The sequence below is a fragment of the Chryseobacterium arthrosphaerae genome (assembly GCF_001684965.1).
In the GTDB taxonomy this organism is placed as follows: Bacteria; Bacteroidota; Bacteroidia; order Flavobacteriales; family Weeksellaceae; genus Chryseobacterium; species Chryseobacterium arthrosphaerae.
This window is the reverse complement of record NZ_MAYG01000012.1, coordinates 185,069-200,170: the sequence shown is the minus strand read 5'-3', so window position 1 is coordinate 200,170 and position 15,102 is coordinate 185,069. Positions and strand designations below refer to the sequence as shown.

The following is a 15,102-nucleotide window of genomic DNA, read 5'->3' as shown; positions in this document are numbered from 1 at the left end:
TTTCAATAATATAATAAAATTTTTTGTGACATAAAGTCATTAATTGATTTTTGGTAAAATATTTGTAATTTAGATAATGAATAAAAGGTAATGTTGCCTTTGTTCTAATGAGATATATTATGGATTATAAGTTTTCACAAGGTTTGAGCCAGGTGTTCAAACAAAGCAAAAGCGAAGCTAAGAGGCTGAAAAGTGAATTTCTTAATACAGAACATCTACTTTTAGGTATTATAAAAACGGAAAACTCTGCTAAAGAAATCCTTCAAAACCTCAATGCGGATTTAACACAAATCAGAAGAAAAATTGAAACTTTAAATACAGCAAGTCTAAATCCTATTTCTGAGGAGGTTACCAATATTTCTTTCACGAAGATGGCAGATCATGCCATTAAGCGTGCAGAGTTAGAATGCCGTCAATATAAAAGCAATGAGATTAATACCGTTCACCTGCTTTTAGGTATTCTATATAAATATGAGGACCCTACTTCAAATATTCTGGGAGCTTACGACATCGACTATGAAGGAGTTTCAAGAGAATACCAGACCATGCTTAAAAATTCCGGCCAGTCACCACAGATGAGTGCTTATGACGATGATGATGAAAGAGAGGAATTTGAGCAAATGAGAAAGCCTACAGGAAATTTAGGTTCTGCAAAAAGTAAAACGCCAACTCTGGACAACTTCGGACGGGACCTTACTTCTTTGGCAAGAGACGGAAAACTGGACCCGGTGATCGGTCGTGAAAAAGAAATTGAGAGAGTTTCTCAGATCTTATCCCGAAGAAAGAAAAACAACCCGCTTCTTATCGGGGAGCCGGGAGTTGGTAAATCTGCGATTGCAGAAGGGCTGGCTTTAAGAATTCAACAGAAAAAGGTGTCCAGGGTTCTTTATGGAAAACGAGTGATCACTCTGGATCTTGCAAGTTTAGTTGCCGGAACTAAGTATCGTGGTCAGTTTGAAGAAAGAATGAAGGCCATCATGACCGAACTGGAAAAGAACAGAGATGTCATCTTATTTATTGATGAGCTTCACACCATTGTAGGTGCAGGAAGTTCTACAGGAAGTTTAGATGCCTCCAATATGTTTAAACCTGCTTTGGCAAGAGGTGAAATTCAATGCATCGGGGCTACCACACTGGATGAATACCGTCAGTATATTGAGAAAGACGGTGCTTTGGAAAGAAGATTCCAGAAAGTAATGGTGGAACCTACTTCTATTGATGAAACCATTCAGATCCTGAATCAGATCAAAGACAAGTATGAAGAGCACCACAATGTAATTTATACTCCGGAAGCCATTGCAGCGTGTGTCAATCTGACATCGAGATATATTACAGACCGTTTCCTACCGGACAAAGCGATTGATGCGATGGACGAGGCCGGTTCGCGAGTATATATCAAGAACATGAAAGTTCCTACCGAGATCATAGATTTTGAAAAGAAAATCGAAGAGATCAAAGAATTGAAGCAAAAAGCGGTAAAGGCTCAGGATTATCTTGAGGCAAGAAAACTTAAGGATGAAGAGGAACGTCTTCAGATGGAACTGAATGCTGCCCAGGAAAAATGGGATAAAGATGTCAAAGAGAAAAAAGAAACCGTGAGCGAAGAAAATGTAGCGGAAGTGGTTTCTATGATGAGTGGTGTTCCTGTAACGAAAGTTGGTAAGAACGAACTTGATAAATTGGCTCAGATGGATGAAAAGCTCAACGGAAAAGTCATTGGCCAGGAAGATGCCGTGAAGAAAGTTGTGAAAGCTATTCAGAGAAACAGAGCCGGTCTTAAGGATCCTAACCGTCCTATCGGTACATTTATCTTCCTTGGTACAACAGGGGTTGGTAAAACCGAGTTGGCTAAAGTAATGGCCAGAGAACTTTTCGAATCTGATGAGTCGCTTATCCGAATCGACATGAGTGAGTATATGGAGAAATTCGCCGTATCAAGATTGGTAGGTGCGCCTCCGGGATATGTTGGATATGAAGAAGGTGGTCAGCTGACAGAAGCGGTAAGAAGAAAACCTTATGCTGTAGTTCTTTTGGATGAGATTGAAAAAGCTCACCCGGATGTATTCAATATCCTGTTACAGATTCTTGATGAGGGACACGTTACAGACAGTTTAGGTAGAAAAATCGACTTCAGAAATACGATTATCATCCTTACGTCCAATATCGGAACCAGAGATCTTAAAGATTTCGGAGATGGTGTAGGATTTGGTACCTCAGCTAAAAAAACAACGTCAGATTCCAGAGCAAGAAGCACTATTGAAAATGCACTTAAAAAAGCATTTGCGCCTGAATTCCTAAACAGAATTGATGATATTGTGATCTTCAACTCACTGGTACAGGATGATATCAAGAAAATCATTGATATTGAACTGAACAAACTGTATGGCAGACTTGAAAAATTAGGCTATAAAGTGGAATTAACCGAAGATGCGAAAAACTTTATTTCAGAAAAAGGATGGGATAAAGACTTCGGTGCAAGGCCACTGAAGAGAGCGATACAGAAGTATATTGAGGATTTATTGGCAGAAATGCTGGTAAACAAACAACTGAACGAAGGTGAAACTGTAGTTCTTGACCTTAATGAAGCGAAAGACGGACTGGTTGGAAAAACGCAGAAAGCGAAAAAAACAACTGAAAAGTCACAATCATAATACATACATTGTTTAATGATAATAAAACCACCGGGAGTTATACTTCCGGTGGTTTTTTATTTAGAAATCCTTTAATACTTTTAAAATTAGAATTTTAATAATCTAAGTTTACCTTTTTATTTATTTACATATGAATTAATCTTATTTTTGAAAACAAACTAAACCAAAACATCAAATTACTATGAAATTGAAAAATCATGATAGTTTTTCCTTCCCTGCTGTTTTCCCAGAGTACTTTTCCCTATGAGAGAAGCTGGGCAACCTATTTCGGAGGGTTTGAAACACGAATTAATGGGGTGTATGAAAACCCCTCAGACCAGACACTTCTTATAGACGGGTATACTTCAAAAGCTACCTATGGTACAGGAGACCTTTCTGCTTATTACAGCCAGTTTGTTTCTGCCGGAAGCTATCCTATGAATAGTAATGGCAGTACCCTTTTGGGAAAATTTTCTCAATCCGGAAACCTTCTTTCAGCCCAATACCATCCTCTCATCAGTTCTTTAGCTATTACAAGATATTTAGTTTACAGGGATCAGTTTGGTAATCAATATAAAATCGGGGGACCTGCTCCTCTTAATTCTCCGGTACTTCCTCCAGGCGTATGGCTTTCAACCCGTGTGACCGATAATGACTGGGTATTAGCCAAATATGACGAAAATAATAATCTCATATGGGAAACCTATCTTCCCGGAACGATCTATTCTGATAATTTGGATGTTGACAGCAATGGTAATATCTATATAACAGGAACCACTTCATGGCAAGGCTTAGGAGATCCGGGAACATTTCGCCCTGATTTTGAGGTTGTCTCCCAGAACGGAGCGCTCAAACCCAATTCTTTTATTGTAAAACTTAATGCCCAGGGAAAGAAAATATGGGGAACTTATGTTCCTTCTCTCTATATAACTGCCCAGGATTTATATGAAGACAATCTTTTTATCGTAGGTGGCAATGATCTGAATGATGCTGTAACCGCACTGGCAACCCCGGAAACGTTTCAGGAAGTAAAATCAAGCCATTTCATTGCCAGGTTTGACGGCAATACCGGCCAAAGAGTATGGGGAACTTATTACGGAGTTCCTAATGTATTGACCGGGGCCGGAATCTGGCAAATAAAAGCAAACTCTTCAGGAGTCTATATTGGTGGACAAACCTTTTATCTTCCAGGATCCTATTACGCAACTCCCGGAGCTCATAAACAGCAGACAACAGATGGTTTTGATCTTTTTCTGGCAAAGTTCAATGACAACGGATACAGGATATGGGGCACTTATGTAGGGTCTGAAGGCACCGAATGGCATGGAGAGAACAGGGTTCTTGACCTTAAAGATGATAAACTTCTGATAACCGGATCATCATCCGGAACTGAAAATATAGCCACTCCCGGAGCTTTTATTTCTACAAAGCCCAACCCGGGATATCCTGATGCCTTTTTTTCCATGTTCAATACGGCAGGAACGCATTTATTTACTTCTTATTATGGAGGGACTTTCACTTCTGATCCCGCTACCGATTCCCAGATTGGAGGTCAGTTTTCTCATTCTTCTGATGTATTCTATATTTTTGGATCATCAGGTAACCCGAATGATATTGCAACCGCTAATTCTCACCAGCCCAACATCATACCGCCACCCGGAACCACCATTGGCCGTACCGGATTTATTGCCAAATTCAGTCTCGCATCCCTTTCTACATCTGAAACAGCCCCCGCAAAGGATCTGGTCCTTTATAACAATCCCAGCGACGGTAATTTCAGTTTAAAAGGAACCGTCTTAAGCAAAGAATCCCATATCATCAATATTACCGACATGTCCGGAAGACAGATCTATTCTTCCCCGATTTCTAAAACTGCTGAGCAACACTTCAGATTAGCAGATCAACTGGCCAACGGGAATTATTTAATCTCTGTGAGCAAAACAGACAAGACTCCTGTAAAGAGCTTTAAACTTACCATCAGGAAATAATGAATGCCCCGGAAAATTTCCGGGGCATTTTTTATATTGCTCTATTTTTTAATGTATTTGTTCCTGATTCTGATTTTTTAAAGGCCTACCACAAAACCTATATTAGGTACCAACCCGCTTGAGAATACGCTTGATCTTTCTTTCCAGAGAACATTGTACATCAGCCCCAGCTGTAAAAAAGAATTGTTTCCGATCCTTTGCATATACCCTCCTCCAAGATATAACGCATTTTCTTCCCTGCTGTCTTTATAGTCATAAAATTTATCTTTATAGTTGATAAAATAATGCTGGAAGTTCGCACTTAAGAAAAACGATCTTGCAAAGTAATAATTGGCAAAAGGACCTATCCCGAACATGGTGGATGAGTGATAGTCAGACGTTTGCCACGTAACACTTCCGGCTGCCCCTCCTTCAAGGTCATCGGTAATCCTGTAACCCACTCTTGGGGAAGCCTGCAGACTGAATGAGCTGTTGCTTCCAAATCCGACACCAATTCCGCCACCGAAAGTCCATCGGCTGTTGCCCTGGGAAGGGACTCCTACTGAAACCTGGGAAAATACTGACCCTGAGACGATCAGCATCAAAGAAATAATAAACTTTTTCATATATACTATTTTATTTGTCTGGCTAAATTTTAAAATCACCTCTATTTTACCTGTTTATTAAGTTTTTAAAATAGGATTTACGGTGACTGTACAATTAAAATCGTTTTTATCAATGTTTAAAAATATGGTTTTTTTACGAATTTTTTAATTGTATTTTTGCCGCATCAAACTAAGAACTCCCGTTAAGAGTTTCGTAAAATTGAAATACAATGAAAATAGTAGTAGGCCTCTCAGGAGGTGTAGACTCCAGTGTAACAGCATATTTGCTACAACAGCAGGGCCATGAAGTGGTGGCTTTGTTTATGAGAAACTGGAATGATGCTTCGGTAACATTAGAAGATGAATGTCCCTGGATTGAGGACAGTAATGATGCCCTTATGGTGGCTCAAAAGCTTGGAATTCCTTTCCAGGTGATCGATATGAGCGAGCTTTACAAGGAACGTATCGTTGATTATATGTTTGCCGAGTATGAAAAAGGAAGAACACCGAACCCGGATGTTTTGTGTAACAGAGAAGTAAAATTTGATGTTTTCATGAAGACTGCCATGTCTTTGGGAGCTGATAAGGTAGCCACAGGACATTATGCAAGGGTAAACTCAACTTTTGATGAGAACGGTAAAGAGATTTTTCACCTGCTTGCCGGAAAGGACAACAATAAAGACCAGTCTTATTTCCTTTGCCAGCTAAGCCAGGATCAGCTGTCTAAAGCACTGTTTCCTATCGGAGAGCTTACCAAACCTCAGGTAAGGGAGATCGCAAAAGAAATCGGTCTGGTAACTGCTGATAAAAAGGACTCTCAGGGGTTGTGCTTTATCGGAAAGGTAAGTCTTCCTCAGTTCTTACAGCAGCAATTGAAGCCTAATGAAGGGGAAATTGTAGAAATTTTCAAAGATTCACCTTTATTTGCTGAAGAACAGCCTGCATTTTCATCCAAAGAAGAAGAGCTTGAATTCCTATCAAGGAAAATCAATTATAAAAAAGCTGACGGTAAGGTGATCGGAAAGCATCAGGGAGCCCAGTTCTTCACGATCGGGCAAAGTAAAGGGCTTGGAATAGGAGGACACAAAGAAAGCTGTTTTATCGTGTCCAGAGATATGGAAAACAATATTCTTTTTGTAGGCGAAGGAAACCACTTCCCCGGACTTTTCAAAAAAGCGCTGAAAATTGACAATTCTGAACTGCACTGGGTACGGGAAGATATGAGACTTCAGAACGGAGAGTCTATGGAAGTAATGGCCAGATTCAGATACAGACAGCCATTGCAGAAAGCAACCCTTTATCAGTTTGAGAATGCTTTTTATATAGAATTTGATGAGCCTCAGTCTGCCATTGCTGAAGGGCAGTTTGCGTCATGGTATATTGACGAAGAACTTATCGGAAGCGGTGTGATTTCATAGGACTGAAGGTCGGTCAGGAATCAACAAATAATAATTCATTTCAATAGAAAATATAAAGCCCGAAGCAACTTTGTTTCGGGTTTGTTTCTGATATTAATCCTTGATTCTATTCTTTATATCAGATAACTTAAACAACAGCATTACAACACATTCTCCTATGAGGATCATGACTAAAAACCCGACAGGTTTTTCTAACAGTATTCCTCTTATCAGTTTTACGACTCCAAGTAAAAAAATGAACAGTGTAAAATAGAAGGTAGTTTTTGAAATGCTTTCTTTCAGTGACTTTACTATAAAAACCGAAAAATAAAATCCGGGTATGAGAATGAGATAAAACTTCAGAAATTCAGGTCCTTTTATCGTAAACGGGTTAAGGGTGTGACATTTTATGGCAAGCCAGATAAAACTTATCGCCACCGGAATAGAATGAATGATTAGCTTTTTCATGATGGTTATTTTTTATTGATTCACTTTTTATCCGCCACAGCCTCCGCACCCTCCACAGCCTCCACCGCAACCGCCTCCACAACTTCCTCCCCCGCTGCAGCTGCTTCCTCCACAGCCTGTCCCGGAATTGCCATCTTTTTTATCGTTCTTATTCCCGGTAATGTTAATCAATCCTCCAAAGATAAAAGCCACGAGCATTGAAAAGAACATAGAGCCCAGAGTCGTCATGATCTCACCCAGACAGGAGGTCAGGAGAAAAAAGGCAGCAAACAATGGGAGGATACGGAATTTTTTCCACCAGTTATTGGAAAGTCCGGGTTTTACCAGATCATGCCAGATTTCCAGCGGTGCCTCAGATTGAAATGCTTCTTGATATCCTTTTAAAGTATCTGTAAACCAGTTTCGGTGTTTCATATTCTCTTCGGATCCTCCTTTTGAAGGATGGTGATGCAGGGGCTTTTTTAAAATATTAGGGCAAAAATCCTCCCAATAGTTTTGGGTGTAGATCAGGTGCATATGCCATACTTTATCAATGATCTTGCTTGGTGAAGCTCCGTTGGGAAGAATACAGCAGAGATAAACAAACTTTTTATATTCTTCGATGGCTCTCCGGGTAAAATCAAGGCTCCAGTTTTCTTCTTTCGCCAGCTTTTTCGAAAAAGGAAAATCAGCATCAGGAGCGTCCAGTGAAAATCCCTGAATTCTGTTCCAGAGGGACTCATCTTTTAATAACATTCTTGTTTCCATTGTTCTAACTTTTGTTTTTCTACTCAAATATCTATGGATTTTGTAATATAAAAGTCTTTCAAAAGTCTTTTCAGGTTTGATAAAAATCTTAAATTAGTCTTATAAAACAGAATCCATGAAAAAGGAAGATATCCTGCATCTCGAAAAGCTGATGACCTTTTTAAGCAGGCAGTTTTTAAAGAAAAGCCATTGGGAAGATGTCACCAAAACCGAATGGTCTTATATCTGTGCAGAACTCAATGATCTTATCATCAGCGATCATTCAGAGAAAGAAATAAAGAAAAAACCTGATCTCCTGGGAACCAATTACCTGTATGAACATTTGATTATCAATAAATTAAAAAAATTCAACAGCAATGAAAATGCTGTTATAAGCAGGCCCAATCTTGCGAAATTAAGTCTGATAGTCAGAGTGTTGGGCTATTCCAATTATATTGATTTCATCAATTCCAATACGGAAGCTTTTAATTTTAATGATCTCAGGATCGATATGAATAATGTTAGTACGAATACGGCTCTTCTGGACCGTTTGGTAGGCTGCTGGTATTCATACAACAGGAATCTCCCGGAAAACCCAACACAGGCCAAAGAAGATAGGATATGGCGCTCTGCGATGGAGATCTATAAGTCTGAAACCACAGGAGAATATTTCATTGAAAGAAGCGGTGGTGATCATCATAAGTATTTCGGGAAGGTAACAGCTTATTCTGATTATGTTTTTATTATCATGAACAGTAATACATTTATCCGTCAAAGACATTTTATATCAAGGATTAAGGATATCAAAGAAAAGCTCAAAAATCCGGACTATAAACTTCACGAGCTTCACTTCATCAGTACGTGCATCAGTTTCAACCAAGAGCCTATTGCTCTATTTGAAATCTTCAGAAAAGCACACCGGAAAACTTTTATTTCCGATTCCATCAGCCTCCCCATAGACAGTGACGAGATTCCTGAATCTATTTTAAAACAACTTGAAGACACTGAATCTAACAGAATTGATTACAGATAGTTGAGAATACTTTCGAGGTCCGGGCTCCGGATAGGAAATATAAAATATCGGGTGAATTGATGTTGCATTGAAATTTTTCTGTAACGTAATCCGAATTTTCATACTTACAGGATAAATAACAATAAAAATATCATCATGAAGATTCCAACTTCCCACAAACAGTATACAGAAGCCAACAATGTTCTGATCTTTATTGTCTCTGTTCTTTTAGGCTACAATATTTATCAGGCAATACATCATCCGGAAAAATCGGATCTTCTGTTGTGTATTGTTTTGCTTGCACTTACTTCCGCAACGGTACAAAAGTACGGTAGAAAAAACGATCATCAAGACATTGAATAAACTTCAGCGTCCATTCACCCTATTTCCCGGAGCAGATGTGTTCCGGGTTTATTTCCAATTATCTTATGCCTGGAATATCTTTAAGCTTTTAAAATCAACACTTTAGTATAATAATTCCCTAACTTGATAGTTCTAATTATGAACTCAATCCTCTTGCTATGGAATATTATGAATTGTATGACGTTTTGAAGCACCACTTTGATTCCGGAAAAGAGCTTGTGGAAATCAGGGATCTGAATGTAACGATTGAGTCCGTTCCCTTTACCTCCAAGGTTTCAGATCTTATTCATGGGTCAGAAAATCAGACCTGTCCCCAACATCATCAGCCCCTGAAAATTAATAAAAGTTTATACCTTCTGTATGACCAGCCTTCTGTAGACGGTAAGGATTCTGATATCGCCTGCAATAAAAATTTCGAATATTATATTCTCAAAAGAGCTGATGTAGAGACTGCCCAGGGATGTATTATCTTTTTCCATGGTTTAAATGAGAAAAAGTGGGACAAATATCTTCCGTGGGCCTATGAGCTGGCACAGAAAACGCATAAAGCGGTTATCCTGTTTCCCATTGCCTTTCATATGGACCGTGCAGAAGCGATCTGGAGTGACCGTCACCATATGATGGAAATTGTAAAATTCAGAAAAGGAAAATACCCTGAAAACACTCATTTTTCTTATGTAAATGCCGCTATAAGCTCCAGGCTTGAGGCCCATCCTCAGAGAATTTTCTGGTCAGGACTGCAAACCTATTCGGATATTATTGAGGTGGTGAAAGAAATTAAAAACAGCACGATTAAAAGCATTTCTCCCGATGCAAAGCTGGATCTCTTTGGGTATTCCATTGGATCATTCCTGTCTATGATTATCAAAATGGCCGATCCTCATCATTTTTTCACAGCATCAAAAGTTTTCTGCTTTTGCGGCGGAATGACGATTGACCGGATGTTTCCCATTTCCAAATATATTATGGATTCTCAGGCTACGATCAAAATGCAGTCTGTTTTCACAGAGTTACTGAGTTCAGATTTTAAATTTGATCAACGCCTGAAGCATTATCAGGATGATGTGCTCCATCCGCAGGAAAGCTGGTTCAAAAAGATGCTCCGTTACAATTATTTCCAAAGCGAAAGAGAGGAAAGAATGCAGGAAATCCGGTCCCAGATCAAAGCTTATGTGCTGGAAAAGGACAGTGTAGCTCCTCCGATAGAGGCATTAAATACGCTGCAGGGAGGCTACAGGAACATTGATGTAGAGGTGGAAGTCCGGGATTTTCCTTTCGACTATTCTCATATGGTTCCTTTTCCTCTTACTCACAGGCACAAAACAGAGGTGACGCAGGCCTTTCATCAGTTTATACAATCTGCCTGTGATTTTTACAGCAGCTAATGCTGATCAGGATTGAACAATGGATAGAAAAAGCCTGAGAAGTAATAATAAGAGTTCCATGGTAATGATTGGGGATTGTATTATTTAACTCACGAGCCAGTCTTTAAAGTCTTTGACACGGTCTCTGCTCACCGTAATTTCTTCCCTGGGCTGAAAATCAAGTTCTACCTTATAATACGGTGAGGTGTGAATGTTTCTGATATGGTCTGAACTGATGATAAACTGTCTGTTGACCCTGAAAAACTTTTTGTCATCCAGCACCTCTTCCAGCTCATCCAGTGTAAAGTCTGACGGGTAAGTGCGGTCTTCTGTCTGGAGATACACAATCTTGTTTTCACTGAAAAAACAACTGATTTCCGGCGTCTGAATGATTTTCAGGTTATATCCTATTTTCACCAGAACTCTGGAAAGAATGGATTTTTCTTTTCTGATCAGCTGTTTGATATCCTGTGATCCAATGTCATGACCGGAAGGAATAAAAGATTTGAACTTCTCCACTGCTGCTGCCAGATCCTCTTCAAGAATAGGTTTAAGAAGATAATCGATGCTATTGAGTTTAAAGGCTTTCAGGGTATACTGATCAAACGCTGTGGTATAGATAATAAAGCCTTTGGTGGGGATTTTTTCAAAGATATCGAATGACAGTCCATCACCCAGAACAATGTCCGAAAAGATCAGCTGCGGATGCTCGTTTTCAGAAAACCAGGCTACTCCTTCTTCTACTGATTCTATTTTGGCAACTACTTCAATATCAGAAAAATTACTCAGCATTCGCTCTAATTTCCTTGAAGCAGGTTTTTCATCTTCAATAATGACGGTCTTGATCATTGAGTCTACAGTTTTTAGTTTTAAAATTCAGCAACTAAAATTAGTTAAAAAATAGGCAGATTTTTAAAAGTCTGCAGTTTTTTTATTGTTTTGAGTTTCATTCTCTATTATTTTTCTTTCCCACTCATTGTCAAAGACAAAAAGAGAAAATGCCTTTACCGCGAGAATGATGGCCCAAATGCTCAGTAAAAGGTGTCCGCCAAATATTTTGTAATGGATTTCATTATTCAGCCAGTCATTTCCTAAAACAATGGCCGTAATAATTCCGAACCATATCAGGTTTTTATAGAATTTTTTCAGCTTCTGAACTCTGTTGTATGCGCTATTATAATCCATGATGTATTGTTTTTTTAATTGATTTTATAAGGTTTTAGTCTGCTTTCTGTTTTCCTGCTCCATCAGCTCTCTGATCTTATTCTCTTCCCAGTTTTTTCCGATTCCGAATGTATTGACTGCATGAAAGGCAATTCCGATTCCCCATCCCAACATTGGCCATAAAAACCACCAGTATCCGGGAGCTGTTAACAGATTCAATGCTGCCAGAAAAGGGATAACAAGACAGAAAGAAGTAAGATTTCCATAGAATTCTTTAAGTTCCTTTACTCTTTTTGCTGCTCTTTGATAAGAAATACTTTCTTTGTTTGATAAAATTTCCATACTATTTGTTTTAAAGGTTAACTGTTATTTTTCTTGAGTCAAAGGTAGGACAGATAAGGGGCTTCCATCAACTTTATGTCACTGAACTGTAGATTATGCTTTCTGAATGGTAAAATAGGGAGATACACGGCTTACAGAGACTGAGGGATAAGAAATTATTAGAGGCTGGAAGCTGGAAGCCGGAAGAAGGAAGCTAATGAAACCGATATACTTTTTATGACAAAAAATTGCACAGATCACCTGGCATATTATGCTAAAACCATCCAAAATGATCGTTTAATCCGCACAAAAGATTCTTTGCTGAACGAAGTGCCCCTGCGAACGGAAAATAACCGCAGCATAAATAACCTTGCGAACCTTGCGTTTTTATACTATCTGTAAGTCCATTCAGCTTGCAAAAGGATCACCATTATATGTTCCCGCAGATCACACAGATTTTTGATGTATATGTGCATTTTTTAGCCACCAGTATCCGAATGATTATCCGGCATTGGTGGCTGATATTGTCTGTTAACGGTAAACTTTATGCTGAGAGGTCAATAGATAAAAGGGATAAGTTTTTTGGTTGTTTTTCTGTATTCAAGGTATTCCTCTCCAAACTGTTCTACCAAAGCCTGTTCCTCAATTCTGATCCTGTAAGCAAAGGCCAGGAATGGCGGAATGAAAGCAAAAGCTAATGACAGCCAGTTATTCAGATAGAGACCAAGCCCCAGTGACGTCAGTAAAGAAAAGGCATAGGACGGATGCCTCAGGTATTTGTAAAATCCCTCTTTTTTTATTTTATGATCCTGTTTAATGGTAACGTCTACCGTAAAGTATTTCCCAAGGGATCTGATAATGATGAACCTGAAGATGATTCCGATAAGGATAAATGCTTCTCCTGCATAGAAAATCCAGCTTTTATCTGTTACCGGTAACGTAGACAGATTAGAAACCGTAACTGCCGCGGCAATGGAAAAAGGAATAGCCAGCCACAGAATGTTGAGGGTAGATTTATCCTTGTCTTTTTTGTCTTCCTTCCCGGATTTCAGCATATTTTTATAAAGGAATTCACTGAGAAACCAGGCAGCCATAGAAATGTAGAAAAGAATTTGTAAAGTCTTCATAGTAATGCATTTTGAGGTGTTTACAGGCCAACCGGAAGTTTAAGAGTTTCTTTTATAATTTTTTTCCTTTTCCATCAGTTCACGGATCTTTTTCTCTTCCCAATTCCGCAAATAATCGGATCTGGATAAAAATACAACTGCACCATGCGCAACAATTCCAATTCCCCAGAATGTGGCAGTAAAGAAATTTTTAAACTGAAAGTAGCTTTCCCCAGGCTTCAGATGGCTATAATTGTAATAAACAATCATCAGATTCACCAAAATATAGATGAAAAGATGCACATAGAAGCCTCTCAGCCTTTCGACCTGTCTTTTAGCCCTTTGATACCGGATATCATCTTCGTCAAATGTTTCCATTGTCTTTATTTTTTTCTTTATTCATAATTTCACTGATCTTTTTTTCCTGCCAGGATTCCCCGATCCCAAATACCTGGAAAGCGTGTGAAGCCAGCCCAACTCCCCAGCCCAAAGCCGGAAACCAGAACCAATGGCTCTTGCTGCCCGCATAGAGATTAATGAAAATCAAAAACGGAATTACAATACAGTAAGAGATCAGATTGGTATAAAAACCCTTGATTTCCTTGACTCTTTTCCTGGCTTTTTTATACGTTTTATCATCATCAGGTTTTACACTGACAATATTAGGCTTACTGGCCAGCATCGGAAGTTTTACTTTAAAATAATCTTCAGATTTTTCAATGAAAACATTCCGTTTGGTAAGGAGTGAATACCGCTGTACAATATTGGCCAGCCCGATTCCTGAACTCTCCTTGATCTGCTCTCTTACCTGAAGGTTATTCTCAATGCACAGGATGTCCCCTTCTGAAAATATTCTGATGACCAGAGGCCTTGATGAAGTCGCAAAGTTGTGTTTGATGCAGTTTTCCAGTAACAGCTGTAATGATAACGGTACCACATATTTCCGGTAGTCATCTTTCTCAACATCGAAAATAAAATCTACACTGTCTTCAAATCTTGTTTTTAAAAGGTCGCAGTATGTTTTTGCGAATTCTATTTCATCTTCCACGGTTACCAGCTCCTTGTCTTTCTGTTCAAGTACATACCGGTAAATTTTTGACATTGAAGCGGTAAACTTTTGGGCCTGTTGAGGATTTTCATCAATCAGGGAACTCAAAACGTTTAATGAATTGAACAGAAAATGAGGATCCAGCTGGTTTTTTAAACTCTCAAACTGTGCATTCGCTGACTTGGCAATAAGTTTCTGCTCCACGACTTCTTTTCTGGAAACTTTCTTCAGCTCTTCCATGAAGCCCTTGGCATGAAGGAATGCAGAAATAAGCAATGCAATATTGATGGTAAACCAATTCATGTAATTGTATTTCCCGGAAAAAAACTCTTCCGTGGTAGCACCCTTCTGGATGAGCACAAAATTGATATAATTACAGAAGTACACCAGTATAAAATTGACAACAACAATGGAAACAATGCTTATAACAGCCCGTTTGGTAGTTGCTTCTGACCATGGAATTTTTTTATTCAGGAAATTATTGAGCAATCCGTTTCCCCCTCCCAATACAAAAGAATAGATCATAGAGATCAGAATGGTGTATAAAAAGTTTTCCAGATTCTTGTCTTTCGTAAAAACAAAAAAGAAAAACATAGAGACGGCCATAGAGACCCAAAACAGTGTTATAATTTCCTTGCGCTTCATGATCATTTTATTAAGCTCAAAATTAGCCTTTATTAAAGGTATCAAAAATTATTTCTTACCGAAGGGTTGATTTTTATTTCCGAATGGTATGAGCGGGTATTCAATAAATATCAGCCTATCTCCGAAATACATAATTTAATATTAATATCGAAAAAAGACAATTTAATTGAATTAATTATCACAAAACTGGAATTTTAATATGAATAATTTTGCTTAAATGAAAAAATAACGTAGTTTAGTAAAACACAAAGCGTTATCCGAAAAGCTTAAAGAGTAGGAACATCAA

General features: G+C 38.6%; 15 protein-coding genes. 6 read left to right on the top strand and 9 right to left on the bottom strand.

All coding sequences use genetic code 11. The features are described from left to right. Positions 1–119 precede the first annotated feature (119 nt). Positions 120–2,651: an ATP-dependent Clp protease ATP-binding subunit gene (locus tag BBI00_RS16250; protein ID WP_065400403.1), complete on the top strand. Its 2,532-nt coding sequence runs from the start codon at positions 120–122 to the stop codon at positions 2,649–2,651. Between the two features lie 197 nt (positions 2,652–2,848). After that, on the top strand, positions 2,849–4,618 hold the full coding sequence (locus BBI00_RS16245) for a T9SS type A sorting domain-containing protein (RefSeq protein WP_065399925.1): 1,770 nt from the start codon (positions 2,849–2,851) through the stop codon (positions 4,616–4,618). Positions 4,619–4,695: 77 nt separating this feature from the next. On the opposite strand, the gene BBI00_RS16240 is transcribed toward BBI00_RS16245, so the two are convergent. Continuing rightward, positions 4,696–5,223: a hypothetical protein gene (locus tag BBI00_RS16240; RefSeq protein ID WP_065399924.1), complete on the bottom strand. Its 528-nt coding sequence runs from the start codon at positions 5,221–5,223 to the stop codon at positions 4,696–4,698. Positions 5,224–5,432: 209 nt separating this feature from the next. On the opposite strand from BBI00_RS16240, the gene mnmA reads away from it, so the two are divergent. Further along, the gene (gene mnmA, locus BBI00_RS16235; RefSeq protein WP_065399923.1) at positions 5,433–6,620 is read left to right on the top strand and encodes a tRNA 2-thiouridine(34) synthase MnmA; all 1,188 of its coding nucleotides are present in this window, start codon (positions 5,433–5,435) and stop codon (positions 6,618–6,620) included. Positions 6,621–6,713: 93 nt separating this feature from the next. Here mnmA and BBI00_RS16230 read toward each other — a convergent pair whose 3' ends face one another. Continuing rightward, positions 6,714–7,067, bottom strand: coding sequence for a hypothetical protein (locus BBI00_RS16230; RefSeq protein ID WP_065399922.1), 354 nt, complete (start codon positions 7,065–7,067; stop codon positions 6,714–6,716). Between the two features lie 27 nt (positions 7,068–7,094). Continuing rightward, positions 7,095–7,814, bottom strand: coding sequence for a glycine-rich domain-containing protein (locus BBI00_RS16225; protein WP_065399921.1), 720 nt, complete (start codon positions 7,812–7,814; stop codon positions 7,095–7,097). A 115-nt stretch (positions 7,815–7,929) separates the two neighbouring features. Here BBI00_RS16225 and BBI00_RS16220 point away from each other — a divergent pair, with 115 nt between their 5' ends. The 3 genes from BBI00_RS16220 (at position 7,930) to BBI00_RS16210 (ending at position 10,553) form a co-directional block, all read left to right on the top strand. Further along, positions 7,930–8,826: a hypothetical protein gene (locus tag BBI00_RS16220; RefSeq protein ID WP_065399920.1), complete on the top strand. Its 897-nt coding sequence runs from the start codon at positions 7,930–7,932 to the stop codon at positions 8,824–8,826. A 135-nt stretch (positions 8,827–8,961) separates the two neighbouring features. After that, on the top strand, positions 8,962–9,168 hold the full coding sequence (locus BBI00_RS16215; RefSeq protein ID WP_065399919.1) for a hypothetical protein: 207 nt from the start codon (positions 8,962–8,964) through the stop codon (positions 9,166–9,168). Between the two features lie 158 nt (positions 9,169–9,326). After that, complete coding sequence (locus tag BBI00_RS16210) at positions 9,327–10,553, top strand: DUF6051 family protein (RefSeq protein ID WP_065399918.1); 1,227 nt, start codon at positions 9,327–9,329, stop codon at positions 10,551–10,553. An 84-nt stretch (positions 10,554–10,637) separates the two neighbouring features. Here BBI00_RS16210 and BBI00_RS16205 read toward each other — a convergent pair whose 3' ends face one another. The 6 genes from BBI00_RS16205 to BBI00_RS16180 form a co-directional block, all read right to left on the bottom strand. Then, entirely contained in the window at positions 10,638–11,381 is a 744-nt protein-coding gene (locus BBI00_RS16205) for a LytR/AlgR family response regulator transcription factor (protein ID WP_083988553.1), read from the bottom strand. A gap of 63 nt (positions 11,382–11,444) precedes the next feature. Beyond that, complete coding sequence (locus tag BBI00_RS16200) at positions 11,445–11,717, bottom strand: 2TM domain-containing protein (RefSeq protein ID WP_065399917.1); 273 nt, start codon at positions 11,715–11,717, stop codon at positions 11,445–11,447. A 24-nt stretch (positions 11,718–11,741) separates the two neighbouring features. Next, positions 11,742–12,038 carry a 2TM domain-containing protein gene (locus BBI00_RS16195; protein WP_065399916.1) on the bottom strand — a complete coding sequence of 99 codons (297 nt, stop codon included), beginning with the start codon at positions 12,036–12,038 and terminating at the stop codon, positions 11,742–11,744. A gap of 536 nt (positions 12,039–12,574) precedes the next feature. Continuing rightward, positions 12,575–13,144, bottom strand: a complete 570-nt coding sequence (locus BBI00_RS16190) for a methyltransferase family protein (RefSeq protein ID WP_065399915.1) — start codon at positions 13,142–13,144, stop codon at positions 12,575–12,577. A gap of 39 nt (positions 13,145–13,183) precedes the next feature. Next, entirely contained in the window at positions 13,184–13,501 is a 318-nt protein-coding gene (locus BBI00_RS16185; RefSeq protein ID WP_065399914.1) for a 2TM domain-containing protein, read from the bottom strand. After that, positions 13,488–14,816, bottom strand: coding sequence for a 2TM domain-containing protein (locus BBI00_RS16180; RefSeq protein ID WP_065400401.1), 1,329 nt, complete (start codon positions 14,814–14,816; stop codon positions 13,488–13,490). Before BBI00_RS16180 ends, BBI00_RS16185 begins: the two co-directional genes overlap by 14 nt. Positions 14,817–15,102: the final 286 nt, after the last annotated feature.

Coding starts and splice junctions, on each gene's coding strand:
- BBI00_RS16220 (WP_065399920.1), top strand. CDS start 7,930: ATGAAAAAGGAAGATATCCTGCATCTCGAAAAGCTGATGACCTTTTTA.
- BBI00_RS16205 (WP_083988553.1), bottom strand. CDS start 11,381: ATGATCAAGACCGTCATTATTGAAGATGAAAAACCTGCTTCAAGGAAA.
- BBI00_RS16185 (WP_065399914.1), bottom strand. CDS start 13,501: ATGGAAACATTTGACGAAGATGATATCCGGTATCAAAGGGCTAAAAGA.
- BBI00_RS16190 (WP_065399915.1), bottom strand. CDS start 13,144: ATGAAGACTTTACAAATTCTTTTCTACATTTCTATGGCTGCCTGGTTT.
- BBI00_RS16215 (WP_065399919.1), top strand. CDS start 8,962: ATGAAGATTCCAACTTCCCACAAACAGTATACAGAAGCCAACAATGTT.
- BBI00_RS16180 (WP_065400401.1), bottom strand. CDS start 14,816: ATGAAGCGCAAGGAAATTATAACACTGTTTTGGGTCTCTATGGCCGTC.
- BBI00_RS16240 (WP_065399924.1), bottom strand. CDS start 5,223: ATGAAAAAGTTTATTATTTCTTTGATGCTGATCGTCTCAGGGTCAGTA.
- BBI00_RS16195 (WP_065399916.1), bottom strand. CDS start 12,038: ATGGAAATTTTATCAAACAAAGAAAGTATTTCTTATCAAAGAGCAGCA.
- BBI00_RS16200 (WP_065399917.1), bottom strand. CDS start 11,717: ATGGATTATAATAGCGCATACAACAGAGTTCAGAAGCTGAAAAAATTC.
- BBI00_RS16230 (WP_065399922.1), bottom strand. CDS start 7,067: ATGAAAAAGCTAATCATTCATTCTATTCCGGTGGCGATAAGTTTTATC.
- BBI00_RS16250 (WP_065400403.1), top strand. CDS start 120: ATGGATTATAAGTTTTCACAAGGTTTGAGCCAGGTGTTCAAACAAAGC.
- BBI00_RS16245 (WP_065399925.1), top strand. CDS start 2,849: ATGATAGTTTTTCCTTCCCTGCTGTTTTCCCAGAGTACTTTTCCCTAT.
- BBI00_RS16210 (WP_065399918.1), top strand. CDS start 9,327: ATGGAATATTATGAATTGTATGACGTTTTGAAGCACCACTTTGATTCC.
- mnmA (WP_065399923.1), top strand. CDS start 5,433: ATGAAAATAGTAGTAGGCCTCTCAGGAGGTGTAGACTCCAGTGTAACA.
- BBI00_RS16225 (WP_065399921.1), bottom strand. CDS start 7,814: ATGGAAACAAGAATGTTATTAAAAGATGAGTCCCTCTGGAACAGAATT.